The 23,574-nt window shown below is 64.1% G+C and carries 23 protein-coding genes; 11 read left to right on the forward strand and 12 right to left on the reverse strand.

Annotated elements, in window-relative coordinates; genetic code table 11:
• Positions 1-29: 29 nt before the first annotated feature.
• Positions 30-464: a type II toxin-antitoxin system VapB family antitoxin gene (locus AC1TQG_RS00455; protein ID WP_482134996.1), complete on the forward strand. Its 435-nt coding sequence runs from the start codon at positions 30-32 to the stop codon at positions 462-464.
• Here AC1TQG_RS00455 and hemW read toward each other — a convergent pair.
• Entirely contained in the window at positions 376-1,548 is a 1,173-nt protein-coding gene (gene hemW / locus AC1TQG_RS00460) for a radical SAM family heme chaperone HemW (protein ID WP_482134997.1), read from the reverse strand. The two genes, AC1TQG_RS00455 and hemW, sit on opposite strands and share 89 nt — an antisense overlap.
• A 71-nt stretch (positions 1,549-1,619) precedes the next feature.
• On the opposite strand from hemW, the gene AC1TQG_RS00465 reads away from it, so the two are divergent.
• From AC1TQG_RS00465 to AC1TQG_RS00490, 6 genes are all read left to right on the forward strand, one after another.
• Positions 1,620-2,327, forward strand: coding sequence for a potassium channel family protein (locus tag AC1TQG_RS00465; protein WP_482134998.1), 708 nt, complete (start codon positions 1,620-1,622; stop codon positions 2,325-2,327).
• Between the two features lie 281 nt (positions 2,328-2,608).
• The gene (locus tag AC1TQG_RS00470) at positions 2,609-4,312 is read left to right on the forward strand and encodes a nitrite/sulfite reductase (protein ID WP_482134999.1); all 1,704 of its coding nucleotides are present in this window, start codon (positions 2,609-2,611) and stop codon (positions 4,310-4,312) included.
• Positions 4,309-5,040 carry a phosphoadenylyl-sulfate reductase gene (locus tag AC1TQG_RS00475; RefSeq protein ID WP_482135000.1) on the forward strand — a complete coding sequence of 244 codons (732 nt, stop codon included), beginning with the start codon at positions 4,309-4,311 and terminating at the stop codon, positions 5,038-5,040. Before AC1TQG_RS00470 ends, AC1TQG_RS00475 begins: the two co-directional genes overlap by 4 nt.
• Positions 5,037-6,005, forward strand: a complete 969-nt coding sequence (gene cysD / locus AC1TQG_RS00480; protein WP_482135001.1) for a sulfate adenylyltransferase subunit CysD — start codon at positions 5,037-5,039, stop codon at positions 6,003-6,005. Before AC1TQG_RS00475 ends, cysD begins: the two co-directional genes overlap by 4 nt.
• Entirely contained in the window at positions 6,005-7,300 is a 1,296-nt protein-coding gene (locus tag AC1TQG_RS00485) for a sulfate adenylyltransferase subunit 1 (RefSeq protein WP_482135002.1), read from the forward strand. Before cysD ends, AC1TQG_RS00485 begins: the two co-directional genes overlap by 1 nt.
• A complete protein-coding gene (locus AC1TQG_RS00490; protein WP_482135003.1) occupies positions 7,297-8,031 on the forward strand; it encodes a sirohydrochlorin chelatase in 735 nt (244 codons plus the stop codon). The genes AC1TQG_RS00485 and AC1TQG_RS00490 overlap by 4 nt, the downstream gene beginning before the upstream one ends.
• A 78-nt stretch (positions 8,032-8,109) precedes the next feature.
• Here the strand turns inward: AC1TQG_RS00490 and AC1TQG_RS00495 are convergent, their stop codons facing one another.
• The gene (locus tag AC1TQG_RS00495; protein WP_482135004.1) at positions 8,110-8,715 is read right to left on the reverse strand and encodes a TetR/AcrR family transcriptional regulator; all 606 of its coding nucleotides are present in this window, start codon (positions 8,713-8,715) and stop codon (positions 8,110-8,112) included.
• A 62-nt stretch (positions 8,716-8,777) separates the two neighbouring features.
• Here AC1TQG_RS00495 and AC1TQG_RS00500 point away from each other — a divergent pair, with 62 nt between their 5' ends.
• The gene (locus AC1TQG_RS00500; protein ID WP_482135005.1) at positions 8,778-9,620 is read left to right on the forward strand and encodes an alpha/beta fold hydrolase; all 843 of its coding nucleotides are present in this window, start codon (positions 8,778-8,780) and stop codon (positions 9,618-9,620) included.
• Positions 9,621-9,728: 108 nt separating this feature from the next.
• Here the strand turns inward: AC1TQG_RS00500 and AC1TQG_RS00505 are convergent, their stop codons facing one another.
• The 6 genes from AC1TQG_RS00505 to AC1TQG_RS00530 all read right to left on the reverse strand — a co-directional run bounded on the left by AC1TQG_RS00505 (position 9,729) and on the right by AC1TQG_RS00530 (position 14,128).
• Positions 9,729-10,727, reverse strand: a complete 999-nt coding sequence (locus tag AC1TQG_RS00505) for a sulfate/molybdate ABC transporter ATP-binding protein (RefSeq protein ID WP_482135006.1) — start codon at positions 10,725-10,727, stop codon at positions 9,729-9,731.
• On the reverse strand, positions 10,724-11,620 hold the full coding sequence (gene cysW / locus AC1TQG_RS00510; RefSeq protein ID WP_482135007.1) for a sulfate ABC transporter permease subunit CysW: 897 nt from the start codon (positions 11,618-11,620) through the stop codon (positions 10,724-10,726). The genes AC1TQG_RS00505 and cysW overlap by 4 nt, the downstream gene beginning before the upstream one ends.
• Positions 11,617-12,471: a sulfate ABC transporter permease subunit CysT gene (cysT, locus tag AC1TQG_RS00515; protein ID WP_482135008.1), complete on the reverse strand. Its 855-nt coding sequence runs from the start codon at positions 12,469-12,471 to the stop codon at positions 11,617-11,619. Before cysT ends, cysW begins: the two co-directional genes overlap by 4 nt.
• Positions 12,468-13,616, reverse strand: a complete 1,149-nt coding sequence (locus AC1TQG_RS00520; RefSeq protein ID WP_482135009.1) for a sulfate ABC transporter substrate-binding protein — start codon at positions 13,614-13,616, stop codon at positions 12,468-12,470. Before AC1TQG_RS00520 ends, cysT begins: the two co-directional genes overlap by 4 nt.
• 78 nt (positions 13,617-13,694) lie before the next feature.
• Entirely contained in the window at positions 13,695-13,784 is a 90-nt protein-coding gene (locus tag AC1TQG_RS00525; RefSeq protein WP_482135010.1) for an Ms4533A family Cys-rich leader peptide, read from the reverse strand.
• Positions 13,785-13,927: 143 nt separating this feature from the next.
• Positions 13,928-14,128, reverse strand: coding sequence for a hypothetical protein (locus tag AC1TQG_RS00530; protein ID WP_482135011.1), 201 nt, complete (start codon positions 14,126-14,128; stop codon positions 13,928-13,930).
• A 147-nt stretch (positions 14,129-14,275) separates the two neighbouring features.
• Between AC1TQG_RS00530 and AC1TQG_RS00535 the strand changes: the two genes are divergently transcribed.
• A complete protein-coding gene (locus AC1TQG_RS00535; protein WP_482135012.1) occupies positions 14,276-16,303 on the forward strand; it encodes a glycoside hydrolase family 15 protein in 2,028 nt (675 codons plus the stop codon).
• 92 nt (positions 16,304-16,395) lie between these two features.
• Here AC1TQG_RS00535 and AC1TQG_RS00540 read toward each other — a convergent pair whose 3' ends face one another.
• On the reverse strand, positions 16,396-18,426 hold the full coding sequence (locus AC1TQG_RS00540) for a M3 family metallopeptidase (protein WP_482135013.1): 2,031 nt from the start codon (positions 18,424-18,426) through the stop codon (positions 16,396-16,398).
• A gap of 36 nt (positions 18,427-18,462) precedes the next feature.
• Positions 18,463-20,313 carry a translation elongation factor 4 gene (gene lepA / locus AC1TQG_RS00545; protein ID WP_482135014.1) on the reverse strand — a complete coding sequence of 617 codons (1,851 nt, stop codon included), beginning with the start codon at positions 20,311-20,313 and terminating at the stop codon, positions 18,463-18,465.
• A gap of 130 nt (positions 20,314-20,443) precedes the next feature.
• Here lepA and AC1TQG_RS00550 point away from each other — a divergent pair, with 130 nt between their 5' ends.
• Positions 20,444-21,094: an alpha/beta hydrolase family protein gene (locus AC1TQG_RS00550; protein ID WP_482135015.1), complete on the forward strand. Its 651-nt coding sequence runs from the start codon at positions 20,444-20,446 to the stop codon at positions 21,092-21,094.
• Positions 21,095-21,103: 9 nt separating this feature from the next.
• Positions 21,104-21,640 (forward strand): type II toxin-antitoxin system PemK/MazF family toxin, encoded by a 537-nt coding sequence (locus tag AC1TQG_RS00555; RefSeq protein ID WP_482135016.1) that lies wholly within the window; start codon positions 21,104-21,106, stop codon positions 21,638-21,640.
• A 108-nt stretch (positions 21,641-21,748) separates the two neighbouring features.
• On the opposite strand, the gene AC1TQG_RS00560 is transcribed toward AC1TQG_RS00555, so the two are convergent.
• The gene (locus AC1TQG_RS00560) at positions 21,749-22,597 is read right to left on the reverse strand and encodes a transglutaminase family protein (protein WP_482135017.1); all 849 of its coding nucleotides are present in this window, start codon (positions 22,595-22,597) and stop codon (positions 21,749-21,751) included.
• Positions 22,594-23,574: an alpha-E domain-containing protein gene (locus tag AC1TQG_RS00565; RefSeq protein WP_482137211.1), complete on the reverse strand. Its 981-nt coding sequence runs from the start codon at positions 23,572-23,574 to the stop codon at positions 22,594-22,596. Before AC1TQG_RS00565 ends, AC1TQG_RS00560 begins: the two co-directional genes overlap by 4 nt.

Genomic DNA, 23,574 nt, shown 5'->3' on the forward strand with positions numbered 1-23,574 from the left:
CGGCGACCGATACCGGTTACGGTGAACCGGTGATTTTCAAGGGCGTCCGCGACGGCAAACCGTATCCGGACCATCAGCTGTCGATCCGCGACTGGGCCAAGATCCCACCGAGGCAACTCCGGCTCGACCAACTGACAACCGTCACCACCGTGCTCGCCCTGGACAAGCTGTTGTCCGAGGATTCGACCTTCTACGGCGACCTGTTCGCGCACGCCGTGCAATGGCACGGAGAGATCTACCTCGAGGACGGACTGCACCGGGCCGTGCGGTCAGCGCTCCGGAACCGGAACGTCATCCATGCCCGACTACTCGACCTCGACCATCTCTCCGCCGCCTCGGCCAATCCGGAGAACATGGACAGCACAAATGATCTACCTACCCCGCCAACAGGTTTCGGACGACGCCGTCCGCGAGTAGCCGACCACGGTTGGTCAGAACCAGGTCATCGCCGACCAACTCGATGAGTCCGTCGGCAATCGCCTGACGAGCCCGGGACTGCTCACCGGCGTCCAGTTCGGTCCACGGCAACCCACTCGATCGCCGAACGGTCAGCATCACCGTCTCGGTGTGCTGATCCTCGGGGGTCAGTTCCTCACTGCCTGCCACCGGCAGGTCGCCGGCGGCCACTGCGGCCGCGTACCTGGCCGGATGCTTGTGATTCCACCAGCGGACCCCGGCCACGTGCGAATGCGCGCCGGGCCCGGCACCCCACCAGTCCGCGCTGTCCCAGTAACCGAGATTGTGACGGCACTCGGCGCCCGCGACATCGGGTCGGGCCCAGTTCGACACCTCGTACCAACGCATCCCCGCCGCGGTGAGCCGCGAATCGATCATCTCGTACCGACTGGCCAGCACATCGTCGTCGGGAGCAGGCAGATCGCCTCGCCGAATCCGCCGGGCCAGCGCCGTCCCGTCTTCGACGATGAGCGCATAGGCCGAGACGTGATCGACGCCTGCCTCCAGGACTGCGTCCAGCGACAGCGCCAGATCCTCATCCCGTTCACCCGGCGTCCCGTAGATCAGGTCGAGATTGACGTGCTCGATCCCGGCGGCGCGTGCTTCCCGCGCGGCGGTCACCGCCCGGCCGGGGGTGTGGGTGCGATCGAGGACCGCGAGCACATGGCTTGCGGCAGACTGCATTCCGAGTGACACCCGGTTGAACCCGGCCGCCGCGATTCCGGAAAAGAACTCCGGTGATGTCGACTCCGGGTTGGACTCGGTGGTGATCTCGGCGCCGTCGGCGATGTCGAAGTAGTTCCGCACCGACGTCAAGACCTGTGCGAGCCCGGCCGCACCGAGGAGCGAGGGCGTGCCGCCGCCGACAAATATCGTCGAGACCGGACGCACCGGAGTCAACTGCCGGGCGGCCATCTCCAGCTCTCCGTCCAGCGCGGTCATCCACTGGTCCGGCGACGAGGCACTGCCCAGCTCACCAGGGGTATAGGTGTTGAAGTCGCAGTACCCACAGCGCGTGGCACAGAATGGCACGTGGATGTAGAGCCCCAGCGGTGTGGCACTACTGGACTGCGGAATCAGAAAGTTTTCCATCGTAAAACGATCATCCCAGGCACGCTGGTCACAACAAACTCAGGACGACTTCACGCGACAGGGGTCATGCCATGCCAACCACAGACGAGTCGGACACAGGCGGGTCTGGCACAGGCGGGCCGGGCACGCCTGTGGTGGACGCACGGAGGGCTGGTGCGCACGAGGCCACCAAACCGGACTGGCCGACGACCATGTTCGTCTGGGCGCTGGTGCGGTCGGTGATCACTGTTCTGGCCTACCTCGTCGCCTACTTCGTTTTCCCCTGGGACAGGTTCAGCGACTGGGCCGGGCTGTTGATCGTGATCGCATTCCTGGTCATCGCGACGATCACCGCGGTCTGGCAGGTAGGTAAGATACTGAGATCGCACGTCCCGGCCGTTCACGCCATCGAAGCCCTGGCGATCATCGTGCCGATCTACCTGCTTGCGTTCTCGCTGGGCTACTTCATGTTGTCGGACAACAATCCGGACCAGTTCACCGAAGAACTTTCGCGGATGAGTGCGCTCTACTTCACGCTCTCGGTCTTCGCGACCGTCGGCTTCGGTGACATCACCGCCGCCGTCGATGTCTCCCGTGCCGTGGTCAGCGTCCAGATGGTGCTCAACCTCATCGTTGTCGGGGTGGGGATCAAAGTCATCCTCGCCGCCGTGCAATGGAGCCGCGACATGCGCAATGGAAAGCTTCCACCTCGGAATGACTCCTCCTCACGGGTTGTTGACTCTGATTTGAAGGCGAAACAATCCGACCGGCCGACTTCCACTCAGCATGAGTCGAAGTAAGCCCAAGTAGACGCATCGAGGGGGGCCGTGGCACTATGGGCGACGTGACTTCTCAAGGGGTGTGGCTCGCAATGCGGCGGCACATTGATCTCAAGCGCGCATGCAGCGCGCTGTGTCGCATGTAACCAGCACGTCCGCTTCGCGTCCCGCAGTCCGGGATCGCACCGGGTTCTCATACGTGCCACTCACGGCTTCCCCCTCACTTCATTTCGCAGGATCATTCGGGTGCCATCGGCACATGCCCAGCGCTGCCCTGAATGGATCCGTCAGACAGGAGCATCATGACGTCGACGACCGACGCCCCCGGAAAGCCGCCGCAGCGCCGCGCGCGTCCCACCAAACGCCGGGCAGAAGGTCAGTGGGCGCTCGGCTACCGCGAACCGCAGAACCCCAACGAGCAGGTCAAGAAAGACGACAACCCGCTCAACGTTCGGGCCAGGATCGAGAACATCTACTCCAAACAGGGCTTCGACTCCATCGACAAGCAGGATCTGCGTGGCCGGATGCGCTGGTGGGGGCTCTACACCCAACGCGCCGAGGGCTACGACGGCACCTGGACCGGTGACGACAACATCGACATCCTCGAGGCCAAGCACTTCATGCTCCGGGTGCGGTGCGACGGCGGTGCGCTGACCACCGAGCAGCTGCGTACCGTCGGCCAACTGTCGACGGAGTTCGGCCGCGACACCGCCGATCTCTCCGACCGGGAGAACGTTCAGTACCACTGGATCGACATCCGCAACGTCCCGGAGATCTTCAGCCGCCTCGAGGCCGTCGGACTCAAGACCACCGAAGCCTGCGGCGACTGCCCCCGCATCATCCTGGGATCCCCGCTCGCGGGTGAAGCGCTCGACGAGGTCCTCGACCCCACTCCCGCGATCGACGAGATCGTCCGCCGCTACATCGGCGATCCGAAATACTCGAACCTGCCCCGCAAGTTCAAGACCGCGATCTCCGGCCTGCAGGACGTCGCCCACGAGATCAACGACATCGCGTTCATCGGTGTCAACCATCCCGAACACGGTCCCGGACTCGACCTCTGGGTCGGCGGCGGCCTTTCGACCAACCCGATGCTCGCGCAGCGGGTCGGCGCGTGGATCCCGCTCGACGAGGTCCCCGACGTCTGGGAAGGCGTCGTCTCGGTCTTCCGCGACTACGGCTACCGCCGACTGCGCACCAAGGCGCGCCTGAAGTTCCTGATCAAGGACTGGGGCATCGAAAAGTTCCGTCAGGTTCTCGAAGACGAGTACTTGGGCCGCAAGCTGATCGACGGACCGGCGCCCACACCGCTGACCGCCCCTCGTGATCACATCGGCGTTCAGCGGCTCAAGAACGGCCTGAACTCGGTCGGGTTCGCCGCCATCGCCGGCCGCGTCTCCGGTACCAAACTGACCGCAGTCGCCGATGCCGCGCAGCGCGCCGGCTCCGACCGTGTCCGGTTCACGCCGTACCAGAAGCTGGTTGTCCTCGACGTCCCCGACGACAAGGTCGAGCAGCTCATCGAAGAGGTGTCACAGCACGGCCTCGAGGCCCGCCCGTCACCGTGGCGTCGCAACCTGATGGCCTGCTCGGGCATCGAGTTCTGCAAGCTCTCGTTCACCGAGACCCGCAAGCGTTCGCAGATCTTGGTTCCCGAGCTCGAAACGCGGCTGGCCGACATCAACGACCAGCTCGACGTGCCGATCACGGTCAACATCAATGGCTGCCCCAACTCCTGCGCCCGCGCCCAGATCGCCGACATCGGCTTCAAGGGCATGCTCGTCGAAGACGACGCGGGCAAGACGGTCGAGGGTTTCCAGGTTCACCTCGGTGGCAGCCTCGGGCAAGATTCCGCATTCGGCCGAAAGCTGCGCCAGCACAAGGTGCTCTCAACCGATATCGGTGACTACATGGAGCGGGTTGTCCGCAACTTCGTCAAGGAACGCAATGAAGGGGAACGCTTCGCCCAGTGGGCGATCCGTGCCGATGAGGAGGATTTGCGATGAGTACCGCAGTTCGTAATGAAGCGGAATTGCGTGAGCTGGCCCAGGCCGGCGCCGCAGAACTTGGTCCCGATGCCTCCGCGCAGGATCTGTTCCGTTGGACCGCAGACACATTCGGCAGCGACTTCCTGGTCGCGTCGAACATGCAGGATGCCGTCCTGATCGATGTTGCGGCGGGCGCGATCGATTCCGAGCAGCTCGGCGGGAACAAGCTCAAGGTGCTCTTCCTCGACACCGGCTATCACTTCGCCGAGACCATCGGAACGCGCGATGCGGTCGAGCAGGTGTACGGCGTCGAGATCGTCAATGCGGTGGCCGAGCAGAGCGTGGCCGAGCAGGACGCCATCGTGGGACGCAACCTGTTCGCCACCAACCCCGCTGAATGCTGCCGCCTTCGCAAGGTGGTGCCGCTGAAGCGGGAGCTCTCGGGTTACCGGGCCTGGGTCAGCGGAATCCGCCGGGTCGAATCCCCCACCCGGGCCGATGCCCCACTGATCTCGTTCGACGATGCCTTCGGTCTGGTGAAGATCAATCCGCTGGCCGCCTGGACCGACGAGCAGTTCCAGGACTACATCGACACCAACGGCGTACTCGTCAATCCCCTTGTCGACGAGGGCTATCCATCCATCGGATGCGCGCCCTGCACCAGCAAGCCGATTGCCGGTGCCGATCCACGAAGCGGCCGCTGGGCCGGTCTGGCCAAAACAGAATGCGGGTTGCACGCCTCATGACCATCGAACAGAGCACCAACACTTTCCCTGTCGACACCCTGCCCGCCGACACCCTGCCCGTCGAAACCGCCGATGAGTTCACCACTCTCGACGCCCTCGAGTCCGAGGCGATCCACATCTTCCGTGAGGTCGCCGGAGAGTTCGAGCGTCCGGTGATCCTCTTCTCCGGAGGCAAGGACTCCACCGTCCTGCTGCACGTTGCCCTGAAGGCCTTCTGGCCGGCCCCGCTGCCGTTCTCGCTACTGCACGTCGACACCGGGCACAACCTGCCCGAGGTCTTGGCGTTCCGCGACGACGTGGTGGCCCGCCACAACCTGCGTCTGCACGTCGCAAAGGTCGAGGACTACCTCGCCGACGGCCGGCTCACCGAGCGGCCCGACGGCATCCGCAACCCGCTGCAGACGGTGCCACTGCTCGACGGCATCACCGAGAACCGCTTCGACGCGGTCTTCGGTGGCGCCCGCCGCGACGAGGAGCGCTCCCGCGCCAAAGAGCGGATCTTCTCGCTCCGCAACGCATTCGGCCAGTGGGATCCGAAGCGTCAGCGCCCCGAGCTGTGGAACCTCTACAACGGCAAGCACGCACCGGGTGAGCACGTCCGGGTGTTCCCGCTGTCCAACTGGACCGAACTCGACGTCTGGCGTTACATCGCCCGCGAGCAGGTACTCCTCCCGTCGATCTACTACGCCCATCAGCGTGAGGTCTACTCACGTGACGGTATGTGGATGACCCCGGGCGTCTGGGGCGGTCCGGCCGAAGGCGAAGAGCTGCAGACCCTTTCGGTTCGTTACCGGACCGTGGGCGACGGCTCCACCACCGGCGCGGTTCTGTCCGACGCCACCGACAACGAAGCCGTGCTGGCCGAGGTCGCCGCTTCCCGACTCACCGAACGCGGAGCCACCCGCGGCGACGACCGCGTGTCCGAAGCCGCCATGGAAGACCGCAAACGAGAAGGCTACTTCTGATGAATCACGCTACTGATCTGCTCCGACTGGCAACAGCAGGCAGCGTCGACGACGGCAAGTCCACCCTGGTGGGCCGGTTGCTCTACGACACCAAATCGGTTCTGGCCGACCAGATCGACGCCGTCACCCGGGCGTCGGTGGACCGCGGTCTCGACCAGCCCGACCTGTCGCTACTGGTCGACGGTCTACGCGCCGAGCGCGAGCAGGGCATCACCATCGATGTCGCCTACCGCTACTTCGCCACTCCGACCCGGTCGTTTGTTCTGGCCGACACCCCCGGACACGTGCAATACACCCGCAACACCGTCTCGGGCGCCTCCACCGCCGGACTGGTGATCCTGCTTGTCGACGCCCGCAAGGGTGTCATCTCGCAGACCCGTCGCCACGCCGCAGTGATGGCACTGCTCGGTGTACCCCGATTGGTGTTGGCGGTCAACAAGATCGACCTCGTCGACGACCCCGAGAAGGTCTTCAACGAGATCCGCACCGAATTCACCGACATGACAACGTCGCTCGGCTGGAGCGCCGAACGCGTCGTGTCCATCCCGGTGTCCGCGCTGCACGGTGACAACGTGGCCATCCGATCAGACAAGACGCCGTACTACAACGGCCCCACGCTGATCGAGCACCTGGAATCGGTACCTGCCAGCGAGGATCGCAAGCCGGTCGGGTTCCGGTTCCCGGTCCAGTACGTGATCCGGCCGCGCACAGCGGAATACCCGGACTACCGCGGCTATGCCGGTCAGGTCGCCGCCGGCCGCGTGACCGTCGGTGACGAGGTGGTGATCCTGCCGTCCGGCACCCGCACCACGGTCGAACGAATCGACACGGCGGACGGTTCGCTCGAATCGGCACACACCGGCCGCAGCATCACCCTCATCCTCGCCGAGGACGTCGATGTATCCCGCGGCGATGTCATCGCCGCCGTTGCCGACGCGCCCGAACCGATCTCACAGTTCAGCGCAACGGTCTGCTGGCTGGGAGACAAGCCGCTGCGTCCCGGCGCGCGACTGCTACTCAAGCACGGGGCCCGCACCACCCAGGCCATCGTCGGCGAACTCGAAGTGCTCTTCGACGAGCAGGAACTGGTCTTGCGTGAATCACCGGATTCGCTGGAGCTGAACCAGATCGGTCGCATCTCGGTGCAGACCGCACAGCCGGTCAGTGCCGACGACTACAACACCAACCGCGAGACCGGCAGCTTCCTGCTGATCGATCCGCAGGGTGGCAACACTCTCGGCGCCGGCCTGGTGGGTGACGCCCTGTCCACGTTGCACCTGAAAGAGCTTGTGTGACAACACTGGTTCTTGCTGCCCACGGTAGCCGCGATCCCCGGTTCGCGGCCACTGTGGAGCGGATCACCGCGGCCGTCCGCGCCCGCCTGCGCGACGTGGATGTCCGGCTGGCCTATCTCGACCTGAACACCCCCACGGTGTCGCAGGTTCTGGCCGGCTGCAGCGGCGAGGTTCTGCTGGCACCGCTGCTGCTGTCGGAGGCATTCCACAGCAAGGTCGACCTGCCCGCGCTGGTCGAACAGGCCTGCGCCGCGAACCCGACTCTGACGGTCCGCCAGTTGCCGACCCTTGGCGGTGACCCCCGGATCATCACCGCGTTGACGCAGCGACTCGATCAGGTCGGCCTGCGACCCACCGACGGCGTCCTGATGACCGCGGTCGGATCCAGTGACACCGCGGCCGACGACGCCGTCCGGCGCCGCGCCACCGAGCTTGCACTCGAAATCGGTACACCGATGGTGCAACTCGTGTTCGCCACCCGCTTGGGCGAGGACAACCGCAACCTGCGCGCAGCCATCGACACGCTGCACGGCGAGGGTGCCCGTCGCATCGTCGTCAGCCCGTATTTCCTGTCGGCAGGGCTGCTGACCGAACGGTTCGACAACGCCGTCGACAACCTGGCCCCCGGCGCCCAGATCGCCGGACCACTCGGAGCTCACCCGGCCCTGATCGACGTCGTCTGCGACCGCTACCGCGCCGCACTCCCCACTGGTTCCCGCGTCTACGTCTGACACCCCGCCCCGCCCCGCTCCCCCGCAAACGCTCCACTAATACAAGGATGCTCCACATATTTGTGGAGCATCCTTGTATTAGTGGAGCGTTTGGGCGCCAGATGGCACGGGCAGGAGCGGAATTCCGTCGTACGTTCCCGACAGCGCCCGACCGGCCGCGAGCAACGGCGCCTTGCTTCGCATCGTTCGTGCCATCACGAACGCACCCTCGAGCGAGCAGATGATTGCGGTGACGACTTCTTCGGCGAGATCTTCGTCCAGACCGCGACCCTGAAAGTACATGCGCCCGAGCGTGATCCAATCACCGAATACCGATGCCGCAGCCAGCCGCAATGATTCGTCGGCGTTGGCTACCTCTCCGGCGACGGTCGACACCGGGCACATGTTCGCGTATCCCGTCAGCTCCATGTCATCGGCGGCCTGGGTAAACGCCGCCCTGATCCCGGCACCCAACTCCGATTGGTCGGCCATCACCATGGGAATGACCGCAGCGTAGGCGACCCCGGAATTGATCAGCGCTTCCCTCGCGATCTGCGCCTTGCCCTCTGGAAAGTGGTGGTAGATCGAGCCGATCGGCGCACCCGACGACACCACTATCTGCTTCATGCTCAGTGCCGCGTAACCGTGGACACGCATGAGTTCGACAGCGGCCGTCAAGATTGTCTCGCGGGTACCCCTTGCCATCCGAACCTCCTGCATTCCATACTAGAACAGTCGCTCTAGAACGAACGCTCTAGGAGATCCTGATGGAGAACGTCGAACTGACCGCCGGCACCATCGAATACCGGGAGGCCGGCGATCCGCACGGGCCGCCGGTGGTGTTCACCCACGGCCTGCTCATGAACGACCACCAGTGGGACCTGGTATTACCACTGCTACCCAACACATTTCGATATCTGCTGCCGGTTCTACCCCTCGGCAGCCATCGCATCCCGATGAAGCCCGACGCCGACCTGACCATGCCCGGGATGGTCGGCGTTCTCTCCGACTTCCTGGCAGCGCTGGACCTGCGGGACGCAACAGTTGTGCTCAGCGACTGGGGCGGACCCCTGTTCTTACCCGAACTGCAGACCGGACAACGGGTGAGCCGCCTCGTGATCTGCCCGGCCGAAGCATTCGACAACTTTCCTCCCGGATTCCCGGGAAAGATGGCCGTCCTCGCGGCCACGGTGCCCGGCGGAATCAAGTTCGCGCTTCGTCAGTTCCGCAGCCGGATCCTTCGCCGGACCCCGATGGTGCTCGGACTGATGGCCAAGAAGCCCATCCCCGACGACATCATCACCGCATGGACCGATCCCGGCCTCGCCTCGGCCGACGTCCGCCGCGACGTACTCGCCTATGGCCGCGGAACCTCTTACGACAAAGCCACGTTGGTCGCCAACACCGAGAAGCTGCGTCAGTTCACCGGTCCGGCGTTGGTGCTGTGGGCACCGGAGACCAAGGTGATGCCGCGTGATCACGGCCGCCGATTGGTCGACCTACTCCCCCAAGGACGACTCGTCGAGATCGACGACGCCTACGTCCTGATCATGCTCGATCAACCCGAACGCACCGCCGAACTCATCACCGAGTTCCTGCAGACCACCTGACCAATGCCTCGCGGCCGCCTGACCCGCAAACGCTCCGGAAATACGAAGACGCTCCACTAATTTGTGGAGCGTCTTCGTACAGGTGGAGCGTTTGCGGGGGGTACGGGATCAGGCGAGGGCGGCCTCAGGGACGTGGGTGGCCCGCACGTACACCTCCTCGCCCTCGTTCAGACCCAGTGCCGCCGCGTCGCCGCGGGTGATCTGCGCGTGGAAGTCCTCGTGCGTGGCGAGATTCTCGAACTCCACCCGAACTTCGAAACCCAGGTACACCACACGCTTGACCCTGGCCTTCAAGACGCCTGTCTCCGCAGCCGCCTTGCCGGCGGTCTCCAACGCCAGATCAGGTGTGCGACCAACCCGAATGTCGTGGGGTCGCACCAGAACTCCGTTGAGCTTGGCAACCGAACCGAGGAAGGACATCACGAACTGATTCTCCGGACGATCGTAGAGATCCGACGGAGTGCCGATCTGCTCGATGCGCCCCTTGTTGAGCACCGCGATCCGATCGGCGACGTCGAGCGCCTCCTGCTGATCGTGGGTCACCAGGACGGTGGTCACGTGCACCTCGTCGTGCAGACGACGGAGCCACGCCCGCAGATCTTCGCGGACCTTGGCGTCGAGGGCACCGAAAGGCTCGTCGAGCAGGAGCACCTTCGGGTCGACGGCAAGCGCCCGGGCCAACGCCATCCGCTGACGCTGGCCACCCGAAAGCTGGGCCGGGTAACGGGTTTGGAAGCCGGCCAGCCCGACAACCTCGAGCAGCTCGTCGACCTTCTTCTTGATCTCGGGCTTCGGGCGCTTACGGATCTTCAACCCGAACGCGACGTTGTCCCGCACCGTCATGTGCTTGAACGCGGCGTAGTGCTGGAACACGAACCCGATATCGCGGTTCTGCGGCGACACGCGGGTGACGTCGTCGCCGTTGATGAGCACGGTTCCCGAGTCGAGCTGGTCGAGACCGGCGATCGCCCGCAGGAGTGTCGACTTGCCCGATCCGGACGGTCCGAGCAATGCGGTCAGCGAGCCGACCGGGATGTCGATCGATACGTTGTCGAGCGCGGCGAAATCTCCGTAGCGTTTGTTCGCGTCAATTACCGAGATGGTCATACCAGTTCACTCTCCTGGGCTTTCGGGCTGGTGGGAGCCGGGGCAACGGACGCATCGGCCTCTTTGCTCGCGCGTCGGCGGGGTATTTGATTGGTTTCGGTTCTCTGCCCGACCAGGGTCATCAGCAGCAACACGATGATTGCGATGATCATCAACAGAGTCGCGGCGGCATATGCGCCGTACTCGTTGTAGTCGTCGGTGTACCGCGACGACACCAGCAAGGTCAGCGTCTGCGAAACACCCGGCAGGTTGGACGACACCATGATCACGGCGCCGTACTCACCCAGTGCACGGGCAATGGTCAACACGATGCCGTAGGACAGACCCCACCGGATGGCAGGCAAGGTGATCCGCCAGAACGTCTGCCATCCATTGGCACCGAGTGTTGCCGCGGCCTCTTCCTGTTCGGTACCGATCTCACGCAGCACCGGCTCGACCTCACGGACCACAAAGGGCAGCGTCACGAACAGTGTGGCGAGCACCATGCCCGGCAGGCCGAAGATCACCCGGAATCCCAGGCTCTCCAGACCACCGAACCAACCGCCGTAACCCCACAGCAGGATCAGGGCCACACCGACAACAATCGGTGAGACAGCGAACGGGAGATCGACGATCGCCTCGACCACACCGCGGCCACGGAATCGACCACGTGCCAGCGCCAGTGCTGTGAACACACCGAAGATCACGTTGAGCGGCACCACAATCGCGACGATCAACAAACTCAACTGAAGTGCCGAGATCGCGGCCGGGGTGGTGATCCAGTCCCAGAACTGGCCGAGGCCGTGTTCGAAGGACCGCCAGAAGATGAGCCCGACCGGGATCACCAGCAGGACGAACAGATAGAGCAGCGCGATGATGCGCAACGAGATACGCGGGAAGGCAGACAGTTTCATGAGCTCATCTCCTCACGGCGTGAGGTCCGACGACCCGCAACGCGTAGTACCAGCAGCACCACAAACGCGATCAACAGCAACATCACCGAGACGGTCGCAGCGTCGACGGGTGAGTCGATCTCGATCTGCTGCTGGATGTACTGCGAGGCAACCTGCGTATCGCCGGGGATGTTGCCGCCGATCAGCACGACGGATCCGAACTCACCGATGGCACGGGTGAAGGCGAGGCCGGCACCGGACAGGACCGCCGGGGCCAGAGCCGGGAAGATGATCCTCCACCAGATCACCCAGTTGGTGGCGCCGAGGGAGGCCGCGGCCTCCTCGACCTCTTTGTCGATCTCGATCAACACCGGCTGCACCTGACGCACCACGAACGGGAGCGTCACGAAGGCCAACGCGATGACCAGCGCGGGCTTGGTGGCATTGAGTTCGATATCGATCGGGCTGTTCGGGCCGTACAGCGACAGCAGCACGAGGCTGGCGACGATCGTCGGCAGAGCGAACGGAAGATCGATCAGGGCATTGACGAATCGCTTACCCGGGAACTCGTCACGGACCAGCACCCAGGCGATGATCGTGCCCATCACCACGTTGATCAGGGCGACGACCAGCGAGACCAGAACCGTGATCTTGAGGGTGTCGATGGCCGCTTCGGCGGTGAAGGCGTCCCAGAAACCACTCCACCCGTCGTCGAACGCCTCGCTGGTGATCGCGGCGAGCGGCAGGAGCACGATCACGGTGAGCCACAGCATCGCAACGCCGACGCTCAGTGGGCCCACGCTGCCCCAGGTGCGCTTGGTTGGTCTGGCGGCGGGGGGCGGCTTCACTGCTGATACTTCAGTGCTGGTCATACCTTGCCTCCGGCGTTGTAGATCTCGGTGATGGCACCCGATGTGCCGAACAGCGCCTTGTCCACTGCGGACCAACCTTTGAGGTCTTTGCCGTCGTTCTTGGCAGCGGTTCCTTCACCGAGAACAGCGCCCAATTCCTTGATCGTCCAGAGTTTGGCGATGTCGCCCGGGAAAAGCGACTTGGTCTCCTCGATCACCGACTCATCAACTGGACGGAATCCGTTCTCTGCCCAGATCCGTTGCGCAGCAGGGGTGAACAGGTATTTGACGAAGGCGTTGGCCGCTTCCTTCTCCTCACTGAAGTTCACCACCGCGACCGGGTTCTCGATCTTGAAGGTCTCGGAGGGGATCACGTAGTCGACCCGCTGGCTGGGCTCGGACGTCGCGTTCTGATTCTTGAGGAAGATCGCTTCGTTCTCATAGCTGATCAGCACATCGCCCTGGCCCTGTTCGAAGGCCGTGGTGGCCTCACGTCCGGACTTCGGCTGGATCCGGGTGTGATCGCGAACGAGTTCCGCGACGTAGTCGAGGCCGGCCTGCTTGTCGACGCCACCCTTGCTCTTCGCGGCGAACGGTGCCAGCAGGTTCCATTTGGCCGAACCCGAACTGCCCGGGTTCGGTGTGACCACCTGGACGCCCGGCTTGAGCAGGTCGTCCCAGGTCTGAATGTTCTTGGGGTTGCCCTCACGAACCACCAACGCCACCACCGAACCGAACGGGGTGCTCCCGTTGGGGTACAACTCAGCCCAATCCTTGTCCACCACACCGGCTTTCACCAACCGTGTGATGTCCGGCGCGACCGAGAAGTTGACCACATCGGCCGGCACCCGGCGGGCGACCTTGCGCGACTGATCACCCGAGGCTCCATAAGAAGCCGAGAAACCGATGCCCTCACCTTCGGGTGTATCGCGGAACGCCGGGATGATCGCGTCGAAGCCGATCTTCGGCACCGCGTAGGCATAGAGATTCAGATGCCGCGAACCACTGGAGATGTCCTGGCCTCCGGGCTCATCTGTCGAGCCGCCCCCGCAGCCCGACAACACCAGCGCCGATACGACAAGCACGGTGAGCGAACCGGCGACGGACAGGTCTGTCCAACGCTTTCGCCCCCGTGGCCGCGCATGGCGCGAGAATCGGAAAAGCATAGTTGTGTCCCCTTGTTTCACGGTCAGAAGGTGATGGAAGAGCGAGTCGGCGGGCTCAGCGCCCGAACAAGACGGCGTTCAACGACAGAGAGCGTCGAAAACGCAGCGATAGTCAACCGCGATGAGCGCCAACGTATGGCGCACGCGGTAACCACTGGCTGCAGACATAGGCGGAACACTAGCACCAGAATTCGGCGTGTGAACCCGACCACCTCGGGGACCGGTCACGGCAACTCAGCGCAAAAAGAACCAGGCGACGACAACCAAAACAACCAGAGCAATCAACGCAACTGTCACCTTCGAGCGCGGCATTACCGTTCCCCTCCATCGACGTCAGCGGAATCGCGGCGGTCAAAGAGCCGAAACGATGCATCTACCAGCACATTCATCAACACAGCGATGCCAACGGCGAGCGGGACGACGATCGCCACGCAGACGAGTATCTGCGGCACGAACGACAACGACGTCAGCCACTCTTCGACGCCATCCCACCATCGGGTCAATGAATCCACCGGACCACCCTATCCCCTCCATTTTTGATCACCGTGATTAAAAGTCCACGGGTGCCATCACCAGGGGTCCGGGGTCCGCCACACCCGTCTCTGACCGAAATCCCTCCACCGGTGGCAGCGGAGTACGGCCGCCACCATGATGGATCCATGACAACCACATCCGAGGACAGCAGCATCTCTGGCCTCACCGACACCGGCACACCCGGTCCGACGGGCACGACCCACAAAACGACGCATTCCGCCCTGAGCTCACCAGCACCCAGTGCCTCTCCCGGAATGCCGCAGAATGCGTTCCCGCCGATCGGCGACTACGCATTCCTGTCCGACTGCGAATGCAACTGCCTGATCGCCCGCAACGGCTCGGTGGAATGGATGTGTGTCCCCCGCCCGGACTCCCCCAGCGTGTTCGGCGCCGTCCTCGACCGTAGCGCGGGCCATTTCAGACTGGCGCCCTACGGTGTAAACGTCCCGGTCGACCGCCGCTACCTACCCGGCAGCCTGATGGTCGAGACCACCTGGCAGACCGACACCGGCTGGCTCATCGTCCGCGATGCACTGGTGATGGGTCCCTGGCACGACAACGAGGCCCGATCGCGCACACACCGACGCACCCCCACCGACTGGGACGCCAAGCACGTCCTGCTCCGTACGGTCCGTTGTGTGAACGGCACGGTAGAGCTGGCGATGAGCTGCGAGCCCGCCTTCGACTATCACCGCGGCGGCACCAAGTGGGAATACGCAGGCCCGGCGTACAGCGAGGCGATAGCCACCGCGACCGGTGTCGCAGCAGGCGACGTGCAGTCATTGAAATTGACCACAAGCCTCAAACTCGGGCTCGAGGGACGCGAAGCCCGCGCACGTACCCGCATGGTGGAAGGCGACAACCACTACGTCGCCATGAGCTGGGGCAGTCAGCCGCCTCCGCAGGACTGGGCGGAGGCCGCCCAGATGATGTGGGAGACCTCCGAGAGCTGGCGGCAATGGATCAACATCGGCACCTTCCCGGACCACCCGTGGCGCAACTACTTGCAGCGCAGCGCCCTGACCCTCAAGGGGCTGACCTATTCACCCACCGGCGCCCTGCTGGCGGCGGCCACCACCTCGTTGCCGGAAACACCTCAGGGTGAACGCAACTGGGACTACCGCTACGCGTGGGTACGCGACTCGACCTTTGCCCTGTGGGGTCTGTACACCCTGGGCCTCGACCGCGAGGCCAGCGACTTCTTCTCGTTCATCGCCGACGTCTCCGGCGCCACCAACGGTGAGCATCATCCGTTGCAGGTGATGTATGGCGTCGGAGGTGAACGCACGCTCGAAGAAGCCGAACTCAATCATCTCTCCGGCTACGACGGAGCCCGGCCCGTCCGCATCGGCAACGGCGCCTACAACCAGAGCCAGCACGACATCTGGGGCACCATGCTCGACTCGGTCTACCTCAACACCAAGGCCACCGAAACGGTGTCCGAGACGTTGTGGCCGGTCCTGAAAGCTCAGGTCGAAGAGGCGGTCAAACACTGGCGCAAACCCGACCGCGGCATCTGGGAAGTACGCGGCGAGCCACAGCATTTCACCTCGTCCAAGGTCATGTGCTGGATAGCCCTGGACCGCGGCGCCAAACTCGCGGCCATCCACGGCGAGACGTCCTATGCGAATACGTGGAATGAGATCGCCGACGACATCAAGGCCGACATCCTCGAATTCGGTGTGAACGATCGCGGCATCTTCACCCAGCGCTACGGCGACGACGCGCTCGACGCGTCACTGCTGCTGGTCCCCCTGCTGCGGTTCCTCCCCTCTGATGATCCCCGCGTGCGCAACACCGTGCTCGCGATCGCCGACGAGCTGAGCGAGAACGGACTCGTGCTCCGCTACCGCGTCGAAGAAACCGACGACGGCCTGTCCGGCGAAGAGGGTTCATTCACCATCTGTTCGTTCTGGTTGGTGTCGGCGCTCGTGGAGATCGGTGAACTGCCGCGCGCGAAGACCCTGTGTGAGCGACTGCTGAACTACGCCAGCCCACTCAAGCTCTACGCCGAAGAGATCGAGCCACACACCGGCCGCCATCTCGGGAACTTCCCGCAGGCCTTCACCCACCTGGCGTTGATCAATGCCGTGATGCACGTGATCCGGGCCGAAGAAGCCCAGGGCCACAACACCTTCATCCCCGCCAACTGACCGCGGTCCACCCCAAACGCTCCGGTTATACGAGGACGCTCCACAAATATGTGGAGCGTCTTCGTAATTGTGGAGCGTTTGGGTGGTCGGGGTCAGGTCGGGAGGAGCCCCCGGCGACGCAGGAGCGGGTCGATCTCGGCGGGACGGCCCAGGAGTTCTTGATGCGCCGTGATCGGATCGGTGCTGTCGCCACGGGACAACGTGGTTGCCACGAAGCCGGCACCGCGTTCTGCGGAGAGTCCACCTCCGTCGAGGAACCATTGCTCGGTCTCGGCGTCGAGGACCTCGGACCAGATGTAGGAGTAATAGCCTGCCGAGTAGCCGCCACCGAAGATGTGGTTGAAGTACGAGCTGCGGTACCGCGGCGGGATCAGGTCGGACGACGCACCGGCCTTCACCAATGCGGCCTTCTCGAAGGTCTCGACGTCGGTGATCTCATCGTCGATGGTGACCCGATGCCAGGCCATGTCGAGGACAGCCGCGGCCAGGTATTCGATTGTGCCGTGCACTGATTCGACGTCGGCATCGGCGCGGGCCGCGTCCGCCAGCTCGGGTGGAATCGGCGCTCCGGTCCTGTGGTGCGTCGCGTAGTTGTCGAGCACCTGCGGGTGCAGGGCCCACATCTCGTTGACCTGGGATGGGAACTCGACGAAGTCCCTGGGCACCGACGTTCCCGACTGCGACGGGTACTTGACCGCCGACAACAACCCGTGCAGGGCATGGCCGAACTCGTGGAACAACGTGGTCAGCTGATCCATCGTCAGCAGACATGGTTGCCCCTCTTCGGGTTTGGTGAGGTTCAGGACGTTGACCACCACCGGACGCTTGTCGAGCAGGTAGCTCTGGTCGACGAAGTTGTTCATCCACGCCCCGCCGCGTTTGCTGGGCCGGGCGTAGAAGTCGCCGAGGAACAATCCGACTGACGTGTTCGACCGGTCGAGCACCTCCCAGACGCGTACGTCGGGATGGTAGACGGGCAGATCCGTCAGCTCCCGGAACGACAATCCGTAGAGCCGGCCGGCCGCATAGAACACACCCTTCGTGAGGACCGAGTTGAGTTCGAGGTAGTCGGAGAACGTGTCCAGGGGCACCGCGGCGCGTTGCTGATCGGCTTTGGCCAACAGATAGGTGAGGTCGGCCGCGCCGATCTCCGTACCGTGCTCGACGGACAGCGCGGTCAGTTCACGTCCGCCGGCTCGCATGGCCGATGCCACCAGGTCGGACAACAGGTCTTCGACCGCCTCTGGGCTGGGCGCGGTCTCCTCTGCGATCACGAACTCGGCGTGATCGCGGTAGCCGAGCATCCGTGCGCGTTCGGCGCGCAACCTGACGATCTCGAGGACGATGTCGCGGGTGTCGTTGGGGCCGCCCTGGGCGCAGCGCGTCACCGAGGCCTCGAACACCCGGTGTCGGGTTTCCGAATCCTCCAGGGAGGCAACCGTGGACTGGCTCGTCGGCAACTCGATGGCAAGCAGGTAGCCCGACGGATGGCCTGCGTCCTTGGCTGCCCGGCGAGCCGCCGCGATCTGCCCATCGGACAGTCCCGCAAGCTTGTCCTCGGTGTCGACCAGGACCGCGGCCTCGTTGCTGCCCTCGAGGACGCGTTGCCCGAATTCGGTTGTCAGGGTGGCCAGACGCTCCGAGATCTCGCGCATCCGTGGCTGCTGTTCGACGTCGAGTCCGGCGCCTGCCCGGATCGCCTCCCGATGACGCTTCTCGAGCAACCGCATCGACGGTTCATCCAGATCGAGACTTTTCCGGGTCTCGAACAGCTGGTTGATCCGCGCGAACAGCCCCGGATTCAGCGCGATCGTGTTGGCGTGGGCCGTCAGCTTCGGTGCAAGCTCCGTGGAGATCGCATTGCGCTGCGGATTCGTATCGGCACCGGTGAGGTTGTAGAAGATCCCCGCCGCCCTGGCCAGCGCCTGACCACTGCGTTCGAGCGCTTCCACCGTGTTGGCGAACGTCGGCTCGGCCTTTTGCCCGGCGATCTTGTCGACCTCACGCAGATGCTCGGCCATCGCCTCATCGAAAGCAGGCAGAAAATCGTCGTCGCTGATCGACGGGAAGTCGGGCAGGCCGTGCAGGTGCACACTGGGAATCAGGACAGGGTTGGATGCCATGGACCGATCGTAGTGTCGCGCGCCCGAAGTCTCCTGCTACTTGCCCTTCTTGTCGCTTGGGTCATCCGAGGACAGCGCCGCCACGAACGCCTCCTGCGGAACCTCGACGCGACCGATCGTCTTCATCCGCTTCTTGCCCTCTTTTTGCTTCTCGAGGAGCTTGCGTTTACGACTGATGTCACCGCCGTAGCACTTGGCGAGCACGTCCTTCCGGATGGCCCGAATGTTCTCTCGCGCAATGATCTTCGACCCGATGGCGGCCTGGATCGGCACCTCGAACTGCTGACGCGGGATCAGCTCTTTGAGCTTGGTGGTCATCTTGGTGGCGTAGGCCATGGCGCCGTCCTTGTGGACAATCGCACTGAACGCATCCACCGCCTCACCCTGCAACAAGATGTCGACCTTGACCAGCTGCGAGATCTGCTCGCCGGACTCCTCGTAATCAAGGCTGGCGTAACCGCGGGTCCGCGACTTGAGCAAATCGAAGAAGTCGAAGATGATCTCCGCCATCGGCAGCGTGTAACGGAGTTCGACCCGGGTCTCCGACAGGTAGTCCATACCGCCGAGCTCACCGCGCCGTGACTGGCACAGCTCCATGATCGAACCGACGAACTCACTGGGCGAGATGATCGTGGTTTTCACGACCGGCTCGTAGATGTTGCGGGCCTTGCCCTCTGGCCAGTCGGACGGGTTGGTGACGACGTGCTCGGTGCCGTCTTCCATCTCGACCCGATAGACCACGTTGGGCGCGGTGGAGATCAGGTTGAGGCCGAACTCGCGCTCGAGGCGCTCCCGGCTGATCTCCATATGGAGGAGCCCCAGGAAGCCGCAGCGGAAGCCGAAGCCCAGTGCCACCGAGGTCTCCGGCTCGTAAGCCAAGGCGGCGTCGTTGAGCTGCAGTTTGTCCAGTGCTTCACGCAGGACCGGATAGTCCGACCCGTCCACCGGATAGAGCCCCGAGTAGACCATCGGCCGCGGTTCGCGATAGCCGGTGAGCGGCTCGGTCGCACCGTTGCGCGCCAAGGTGATCGTGTCACCGACCTTCGACTGGCGGACATCCTTCACACCGGTGATGAGGTAGCCGACCTCGCCGACACCGAGCCCCTTCGAGGGTTTCGGGTCAGGAGAGACGATGCCGACCTCGAGTAGTTCATGGGTGGTCCCGGTCGACATCATCTTGATCTTCTCGCGGGGCACGACCCTCCCGTCGACCACACGCACGTAGGTCACCACACCGCGGTAGGTGTCGTAGACGGAGTCGAAGATCATCGCGCGGGCCGGAGCGTCCGGATCGCCGACCGGCGCCGGGATGAGCTTCACGACCTCGTCGAGCAACTCGGTGACGCCGACACCGGTTTTGCCCGACACCCGCAGCACGTCGTCGGGCTCGCAGCCGATGATGTGCGCGATCTCCGCGGCGTACCGATCAGGGTCGGCGGCAGGCAGATCGATCTTGTTGAGCACCGGAATGATCGTCAGCTCTTTGTCGAGCGCGAGGTAGAGGTTCGCCAGCGTCTGCGCTTCGATGCCTTGGGCCGCGTCCACCAACAGCACCGCACCTTCACACGCCTCCAGCGCCCGCGAGACCTCATAGGTGAAGTCGACGTGGCCGGGGGTGTCGATCAGGTGCATCACGTAGTCGGTGCCGTCGACGTTCCACGGCAGCCGCACGTTCTGTGCCTTGATGGTGATGCCGCGTTCCCGCTCGATGTCCATCCGGTCGAGGTACTGCGCGCGCATGTCGCGACCGTCGACGACTCCGGTGACCTGCAACATCCGGTCAGCAAGCGTCGACTTGCCGTGGTCGATGTGCGCGATGATGCAGAAGTTCCTGATCTTGGCCGGATCAGTGAACGTGGTGTCGGAAAGCCTGGGAATTGAACTCACTCCTTGGGTGACGCGGGTGATGCTGGTCGAGCTCGCCCCGGCGTCTTGGCGCCGCGCGTGACCTCCAGTTTCTCATGGCCGGGCCGCGGTGTCGGCATTCGGTGCGCTACGCAGCGGCTAGCGTGAGTTCATGACTGTCATCGACTGGGATTCCGACGGTGTGGTCGGGGCCCTGCACCGCCCCTCCGGCACCGCGCTCGCGGTGGCGGTTCTCGCGCACGGCGCAGGTGGAAACCATAATTCACCGATGCTGCGCGCGATGGCCGAACTGCTCTGCGAGCGTGATGTCGCAGTGGCCCGGATCGACCTCCCATACCGGCAGAAACGGCCCAAGGGTCCACCCAGCCCGTCCGGGGCTGCCGCCGACCGCGCCGGGATCGTGGCCGCGTGCGCCGCGTTTCGAAGTGAATCGACCGGACCACTACTCGTCGGTGGCCACTCCTACGGCGGACGACAGGCATCGATGGTCGTGGCCGACGACCCTTCCGTCGCCGACGGGCTGGTGCTGACGTCCTATCCCCTGCATCCGCCGGGCAAACCCGACCGACTGCGCACCGAACACCTGCCTTCGATCACTCGACCGGTCCTGGTGGTCCACGGCGCGAGCGACCCCTTTGCCACCACCGACGAACTCACCACCGCGCTCGATCTGATCCCGGCTCCCACCCGGCTCATCGACCTACCGAAAGTCGGGCACGACCTCAAACCGGACCGCTCTGGCGCACCCCAACTCGCCGCCGATGCGATCTTCGAGTTCTTTGCGATTGCCCGCGGCCAATAGGCTGAGCCGATGGCAGGAAAATTCAGCCGACTGGCGATGTCGCTGGTCCGGCAACACGGCCCGAGGCTGCTGCGCGAACTGACCAATTCGTCGGGCAAGAAGTCCTCGCCTGCACCCAAGCAGGCGACAAGGCCAGGCACCAGGTCCGGACCGACTCCCACCCGTCCCACCGGACAGCGTGCCCGCAAACTCGAGTACTCCCCCGAAGCCGACGGCAACGCCGACCCCGGCGAAATCGTTTGGACATGGGTCGAATTCGAAGAGGATCCCACTCAGGGCAAGGACCGACCCGTGTTGGTCGTCGGCCGCGACGACAACACCTTGCTCGGCCTGATGCTCTCGAGCCAGCAGCATCGTCGCGACGACCGGGACTGGGTCAGTATCGGCACCGGATCGTGGGATCGAGAGAAACGGGAAAGCTTCATCCGGCTCGATCGTGTCCTCGACATCGCCGAGAACGGGATCCGCCGCGAAGGCGCCATCGTGCCCCGCGCGCAGTTCGATCAGGTGGCCGCGGTCCTGCGCAGCAGATACGGCTGGCACTGAAAGCGGCACTAAACACAACAGCCCTGAAAACTGTGAAATAGGCAGGTGCCGAGGGATATTTGCCCTCGGACACCCGCTATACAACAGTTTTCAGGGCGTACAGATCGGTCAGGCCAACCGGGTGATCTCGACCTTCACTTCGAGGTCCTTCGCGCCGGCCCCGGTGTAGATGCCCTTGAGCGGTGTCACGTCGGAGTAGTCGCGACCGACGCCCACCGACACGTGCCGCTCGGTGATCGTCACATCGTTGGTCGGGTCGTAGCCCCACCATCTGCCGGTCCAGGATTCGATCCACGCGTGAGACTGGCCTTCGACGGTTCGGTTGATGGCCGCTTTCCGGTTCGGATGCAGGTACCCGGATACGTAGCGCGATGGGATACCCAGGCTCCGCAACATCACCAGGCACAGATGCGCGTAGTCCTGGCAGACGCCCTTCTTTTCCTTCCAGGCGTCGACGGCCGAGGTGTGCACGCCGGTGGTGCCCGGCACGTATTCCATTTCCGTATTCACCCACTGGCAGACCGCGAGTACCGCTTCCTGCGGAGTCATCCCTTTGGTCAATCGCTTTGCGATCTGCGTCAGCTGACGGCTGTTGGGCACATAGCCGGTATTGCTGAGGAGCTCGTCATACCTGTCGATGACGCCGTAGGAGTGCAGGTCGTCCCAATCGAGTTGTTCTTCCTCGCTGGGTATTTCGTCGGGTTCGGTCTCGACGACCGACATCCCCGAGACCTCCAGCTCCTCGTGCGGGGCGTGCAGGTCGAACGCGGTGACCGCGGTACCCCAGTAGTCGGTGTAGCGGTATGAACGAGTGGCCGGAATGGTCTCGACGCGGTTGATGATCACGTTCTGGCGAGTGTCGCTGCGAGGCGTGAGCCGGGCCTCGTTGTACGACGATGTGACCGGGGCGTTGTAGGCAAAACCCGTCGAATGCACAACCCGCAGACGCCAGCTCACAGTTCACTCTCCTCGATGAAACGGTCTACGGAATCGCTGGCCGATACCCCGGCCCACGCGACATAGGGCGAGACGTGGAAGTACTGCGCCGTCACGGCCTCACTCACTTCCCGGCAGGTCTCCTGCAGGTCCACCAGTCGAGGTTGCAGGTCTTGCAACAGAATTCCCGGTTGCATGAACTCCAGGCCGCTGCGTGCACGTCCGAGCAGACGCTGTGCCTCGGCCCGCGCGCCGACGCGGCTGGGGCGATTGTCGAGTTCGAGGAGCTGCTGTTCGGCCAGATTGATGGCGTGGAACACCGACCGCGGGAACAGTCGGTCGAGCAACATGAATTCGACGACACGGGTCGCGTCGAGGGCGCCGCGGTAGGTCCGCAGATAGGTGTCGTGGGCGCCCGCCGAACGCAGGACGGTGACCCAGGCCGGTGAGCCCGAGCGATCCCCGGCCCGCGACAACAGCATTCGGACGGTCATATCGACCCGCTCCACAGAACGTCCCAGCAACAGGTAGCGGTACCCGTCGTCGTGGCTCAGGGTGGCGTCGGCCAATCCGGCGAACATCGCAGCGCGGTTCTTCACGTAGGCGAGGAACTCGTAGGGTCCCAACTTGCGGGCAACCCGTTCGGCATCACCGAGGCCGTTGTACGTGGTGTTCAGACACTCCCACATCTCACTCGACGTGACTTCCCTTGCCCCGCGGGCATTCTCGCGAGCATGGCCGACACTGTCGACGATCGAGCCTGGCAGGGTCTTCGAGTACGCGACGCGCTCGGTCAGCGACCAGGCATCCAGTGCCTCACTTTTCGGGGGCAGCTCCATTCCCAGGACCTGCAGGACCAGCCGACACCGCGCATCCGGGTCAACGGTGGTGTCCTCGAGGAGCTGATGGACCGCGACATCGAGGATGCGGGCGGTGTCGTCGGCACGTTCGACGTAGCGACCGATCCAGTAGAGCGACTCAGCATTTCGGGCCAGCAT

It is taken from the genome of Williamsia sp. Y844, from assembly GCF_056786475.1.

Excerpts from the sequence above, each read along its gene's own strand:
- AC1TQG_RS00520 (WP_482135009.1), bottom strand. The coding sequence starts at position 13,616 with ATGCTTTTCCGATTCTCGCGCCATGCGCGGCCACGGGGGCGAAAGCGT.
- cysT (WP_482135008.1), bottom strand. The coding sequence starts at position 12,471 with ATGACCAGCACTGAAGTATCAGCAGTGAAGCCGCCCCCCGCCGCCAGA.
- AC1TQG_RS00555 (WP_482135016.1), top strand. The coding sequence starts at position 21,104 with ATGGCAGGAAAATTCAGCCGACTGGCGATGTCGCTGGTCCGGCAACAC.
- AC1TQG_RS00535 (WP_482135012.1), top strand. The coding sequence starts at position 14,276 with ATGACAACCACATCCGAGGACAGCAGCATCTCTGGCCTCACCGACACC.
- AC1TQG_RS00565 (WP_482137211.1), bottom strand. The coding sequence starts at position 23,574 with ATGCTGGCCCGAAATGCTGAGTCGCTCTACTGGATCGGTCGCTACGTC.
- hemW (WP_482134997.1), bottom strand. The coding sequence starts at position 1,548 with ATGGAAAACTTTCTGATTCCGCAGTCCAGTAGTGCCACACCGCTGGGG.
- AC1TQG_RS00550 (WP_482135015.1), top strand. The coding sequence starts at position 20,444 with ATGACTGTCATCGACTGGGATTCCGACGGTGTGGTCGGGGCCCTGCAC.
- AC1TQG_RS00505 (WP_482135006.1), bottom strand. The coding sequence starts at position 10,727 with ATGACCATCTCGGTAATTGACGCGAACAAACGCTACGGAGATTTCGCC.
- cysD (WP_482135001.1), top strand. The coding sequence starts at position 5,037 with ATGACCATCGAACAGAGCACCAACACTTTCCCTGTCGACACCCTGCCC.
- AC1TQG_RS00525 (WP_482135010.1), bottom strand. The coding sequence starts at position 13,784 with ATGTCTGCAGCCAGTGGTTACCGCGTGCGCCATACGTTGGCGCTCATC.
- cysW (WP_482135007.1), bottom strand. The coding sequence starts at position 11,620 with ATGAAACTGTCTGCCTTCCCGCGTATCTCGTTGCGCATCATCGCGCTG.
- AC1TQG_RS00500 (WP_482135005.1), top strand. The coding sequence starts at position 8,778 with ATGGAGAACGTCGAACTGACCGCCGGCACCATCGAATACCGGGAGGCC.
- AC1TQG_RS00495 (WP_482135004.1), bottom strand. The coding sequence starts at position 8,715 with ATGGCAAGGGGTACCCGCGAGACAATCTTGACGGCCGCTGTCGAACTC.
- AC1TQG_RS00465 (WP_482134998.1), top strand. The coding sequence starts at position 1,620 with ATGCCAACCACAGACGAGTCGGACACAGGCGGGTCTGGCACAGGCGGG.
- AC1TQG_RS00470 (WP_482134999.1), top strand. The coding sequence starts at position 2,609 with ATGACGTCGACGACCGACGCCCCCGGAAAGCCGCCGCAGCGCCGCGCG.
- AC1TQG_RS00485 (WP_482135002.1), top strand. The coding sequence starts at position 6,005 with ATGAATCACGCTACTGATCTGCTCCGACTGGCAACAGCAGGCAGCGTC.
- AC1TQG_RS00475 (WP_482135000.1), top strand. The coding sequence starts at position 4,309 with ATGAGTACCGCAGTTCGTAATGAAGCGGAATTGCGTGAGCTGGCCCAG.
- AC1TQG_RS00540 (WP_482135013.1), bottom strand. The coding sequence starts at position 18,426 with ATGGCATCCAACCCTGTCCTGATTCCCAGTGTGCACCTGCACGGCCTG.